This window comes from bacterium (assembly GCA_022616075.1).
Taxonomy (GTDB): domain Bacteria; phylum Acidobacteriota; class HRBIN11; order JAKEFK01; family JAKEFK01; genus JAKEFK01.
The window spans coordinates 1-3,829 of sequence record JAKEFK010000090.1 but is presented as its reverse complement, the minus strand read 5'-3'; the positions used below and the strand labels follow the sequence as shown (position 1 = coordinate 3,829).

The 3,829-nt window shown below is 50.5% G+C and carries 3 protein-coding genes; 1 reads left to right on the top strand and 2 read right to left on the bottom strand.

Annotated elements, in window-relative coordinates; genetic code table 11:
• Positions 1 to 120: 120 nt before the first annotated feature.
• Positions 121 to 336 carry a homocysteine S-methyltransferase family protein gene (locus tag L0156_07865; GenBank protein ID MCI0602915.1) on the top strand — a complete coding sequence of 72 codons (216 nt, stop codon included), beginning with the start codon at positions 121 to 123 and terminating at the stop codon, positions 334 to 336.
• Positions 337 to 350: 14 nt separating this feature from the next.
• Here L0156_07865 and L0156_07860 read toward each other — a convergent pair whose 3' ends face one another.
• Positions 351 to 836 carry a hypothetical protein gene (locus tag L0156_07860; GenBank protein ID MCI0602914.1) on the bottom strand — a complete coding sequence of 162 codons (486 nt, stop codon included), beginning with the start codon at positions 834 to 836 and terminating at the stop codon, positions 351 to 353.
• A 22-nt stretch (positions 837 to 858) separates the two neighbouring features.
• A complete protein-coding gene (locus L0156_07855) occupies positions 859 to 3,711 on the bottom strand; it encodes an FAD-binding protein (GenBank protein ID MCI0602913.1) in 2,853 nt (950 codons plus the stop codon).
• Positions 3,712 to 3,829: the final 118 nt, after the last annotated feature.

Genomic DNA, 3,829 nt, shown 5'->3' with positions numbered 1-3,829 from the left:
GCAATTCACAAGAAAAGCTGAGGGATGATATTGCTGCAGGGCCCGGACACCCAGCGCGAGGCTTTCTCCATTTAGAATGTTTCCATCATTTCTGCAAACCCTCTAAGCAAAGCGCTCTCGGTGTTGATAGAATCTGCGGAGGGCATCCCGGTGGGAGCCTACGGAAATATCGGTAAACCGGAGCCTGTTTTCGGTTGGGAGTTCACAAATGAAATCGATCCCGGTGGTTATGCCAATTTCGCAGGCAACTGGGTTGTGTCCGGCGCCAGAATTGTAGGCGGGTGTTGTGGCACAACGCCTGATCACATTCGCGCTCTAAGAACGCGTTTAGCTTGACGAACTGCTTCCTTTCAGTTCTCTCCTTCCGGCTCCTCCTCGGTATCCTTTTTACCTTTCTCCAGCTCTTCGATCTGATCCTCGACTTTTCTCAATTCTTCTTCTTTTAACCGTTTTTCACGGTATTGCTCTCCAGTGTTTACTGAACGAGCGCCACTCTGTTGAATCGAATCGGATACTTCCTGAACCTCACGAGTCAATTCCGCTCTTTGCTGCTTGAGTTCTTCTAATTGAGCGTTCGATTGATCGACAGCTTTCTCCACAGCCGCAGCCGGTTCCTTACTTTCAGCCGATGGTTCTTCAACAGGCGTGTGAGATTCTATTCCCAGACTGCTCTTGATATCCTTCACATCTTTGTTTGTAAGAACTTTCCCTTTCTTGCCCTGCTTGGCAAGCGCCTCACGCCGCGCTTTCTCTTTCTTTGCGAGTTCACCCAGATCTTCGGCCCACACTGAAATCGAAAACAGCACCGCGATCAAAACAAAAAAAATCTTTTTCATTGGCCAACCACCTTCTGACTAATTATACATTTTTTTTGAACGCCATTTTGATAACTTCGCCTAGATGTAGAGGCCGCTTCCCGGTTCTTTGAAGGAGTTGTTCCCTGCAACTAAAGCCGTTTGTCAGGACCAATGTATCCTCATGCGCTTCGCGGACTGCAGGAGCCAGTACACGCTCCGCGCACCGGATCGAGACATCATAATGATCTTTCTCAAATCCAAAGGAACCTGCCATTCCGCAACAACCGGAATCAAGGATTTGAAAATCCAGTCCCAGCTTTTTCAGGATCGCTTCCTCCGTTTTGATTCCCGCGACCGACCGCTGGTGGCAATGCAAGTGAACGATTGCTTTCCGATTCAGTGTAGGAAGCTCAACATTTTGCGAATGCAGAAACTCACTCAGCAAGAAGGTACGGGCGCGCAACTTTTCCGCGTCTTCGTTCCCCGGAAAGAGGTTGATGATTTCATCACGAAACACGGATAAGCACCCGGGCTCTAAACCTACCATCGGAATGTCATCCCCAAACTCATTGCTGACGGCGCTCACGGTTCGGGTTAATACCTTTTTGGCGCAATCCAGCATTCCATATTCGTAAAGGGGTCTTCCACAACACAGGATTCGAGACGGGATAACGACTTCGAAACCGATTGATTCGAGAGCCTCAACGGATGCCTGCGCGATTTCCGGATAGTAGAAATTGTGAAAAGTATCGATCCACAGAAGGATACGTGATCCGGATGTTTTCAACGGGGGCTTGTGAGACTTAAACCACTGCCGAAACGTCTGCTTCGCGAAGCTTGGAATTTTGCGCTCCGGTGCTACTCCGATAAGAGCTTTCATCCATCTCGCAAATGGATCCGTTTGCGAAAAGAAATTTGTTATGGTAGGAAGCAAAGCGCCGAGACGACTCCACCAAAAAATCAAGCCCATGGCGTATGCGGATGCAGGACGGATTCGCCCTTCATAGTAATGAGATAGAAATTCTGCTTTGTACGTTGCCATGTCGACACCAACAGGGCAATCGCTACGGCAAGCCTTGCAAGACAGGCAAAGGCTGAGCGCTTCTTTCACCTCTTCCGATTTCCAACCATCCCGGACCGTTTCTCCATTCAGCATCTCAAAAAGGATTCGAGCGCGCCCGCGCGTCGAATGCATCTCTTCTCTGGTTACCTGAAAACTTGGACACATGGTTCCAACATTCAACTGCCGGCATTCCCCCACACCGACACAACGAAGAGTGGTGTTAGAAAAGTTTCGGTCGGCCGCGAATGGAAAATGCGTTTTTACCGGAGAAGAAACAAAACTCGCCATCTTTAGGTTGTCATCGAGCCGGTATGGATCCACTACTTTTCCGGGATTCATTTTTGCATCGGGATCCCAGATTCTTTTGAATTCACGGAACGCTTCCACCAGCTCATGACCAAACATTTTATGGAGCAATTCGGCGCGGGATTGACCATCGCCGTGTTCGCCGGAAAGCGATCCCCCAAAGGAGACAACGAGATCGGCAGCTTCGGACATGAACTGCCGGAATTTCTGGATGCCTTGAGGCGTCTGCAGATCGAAGTCGATTCTTGTGTGAACACATCCATCTCCCAGATGCCCGTAGAGCCCGCCGTGATAATCGTAGCGGGACATAAGGGCGCGAAGTTCACGCAGATAAGGTCCCATTTTCTCCGGTGGAACCGCCGAATCCTCCCATCCTTCCCAGTTCAGTTTTTCTCCTGGAGCAGAGGCGGTTGCGCCAAGCGCGGATTCGCGAACACGCCACATCATTCTCGCCTCGTTATCATCTTTGCAAAGCTTTATTTGCGGCGCATCGCTAATTCGGGACAGTCCTTTGGTCGCAATTTGTGCGCGTTCCAGAGCTTCCTCGGATGTTTCTCCGCCAAATTCTACAAGCAACCATCCTCCTCCGGGTGGTAGTAAAGCGACATTTTCAGGATGAAGATTCTTCCTTTTCATGGATTCGACCAAATCGTCATCTACGCCTTCCACCGCAAGAGGTTTGTAAGACAAAATTTCCATCAAGTGATCCGCAGCCGTTGCCATGTCGCGAAAACCAAGAACAATCAGGCGCCGGTAAGGAGGGCTGTGCACCAAATGTAACCGGGCGCGCAACACAGTCACGCAGGTTCCCTCTGTTCCGACAAGCGCACGGGCCACATCAAATCCTTTTTCCGGCAGCAACTGAGTCAGATTGTATCCGGACACACGCCGTGGAATTTTGGGAAAACGAGCACGGATCAAGTCCTGGTAACGATCACGCAAATCCTTCAGCTTTGAATAGATTTCGCCGCGCGGCCCCCCCTTACTCATAATCGACTGCAGCTCCTGCTCACTCGTCTTTCCCACACTCAGCCGCAAACCGCGGTACGTTAAAACGTCCATTTCATGCACGTTGTCTTCCGTTTTGCCCGAATAAACCGAATGAACGCCGCAAGAGTTATTTCCGATCATTCCGCCGATCGTGCAACGACTATGAGACGCGGGATCGGGACCAAAAGTCAGATGGTGATTTTCAGCAGCACTGCGCAAATCATCGAGAATCGTTCCCGGTTCAACGTCACCGATTCGCTCAACCGGATCGATGTTCAATACGCGATTGAGGTATTTCGAAAAATCCATCACGATCGCAACATTGCAGCATTGCCCCGCCAGACTGGTTCCTCCACCGCGCGACAGAACAGGAGCGCTGTGAGTGCGGGCAATTTCGTGTGTCTTGACTACGTCTTCCAGAGTTCGAGGCAGCACGACGCCAATCGGAACTTGACGGTAATTCGAAGCATCTGTCGAATAAATCGCGCGAGTACCAGGGTCGAACCGCACTTCACCTTGAATCGCTGCGCGAAGATCGTTCTCAAGATTTTTCATAACCGAGGCGCAGGCAAGATGCCTGCGGCCCTTAATGCAGGCTGGAAGCCTGCGCTCCTTAATGCATATACAATATCTCAGCATGAAGCGGTTTGCAGCAATTCTGTTCCTCGTGTTG

Excerpts from the sequence above, each read along its gene's own strand:
- L0156_07860 (MCI0602914.1), bottom strand. The coding sequence starts at position 836 with ATGAAAAAGATTTTTTTTGTTTTGATCGCGGTGCTGTTTTCGATTTCA.
- L0156_07855 (MCI0602913.1), bottom strand. The coding sequence starts at position 3,711 with ATGAAAAATCTTGAGAACGATCTTCGCGCAGCGATTCAAGGTGAAGTG.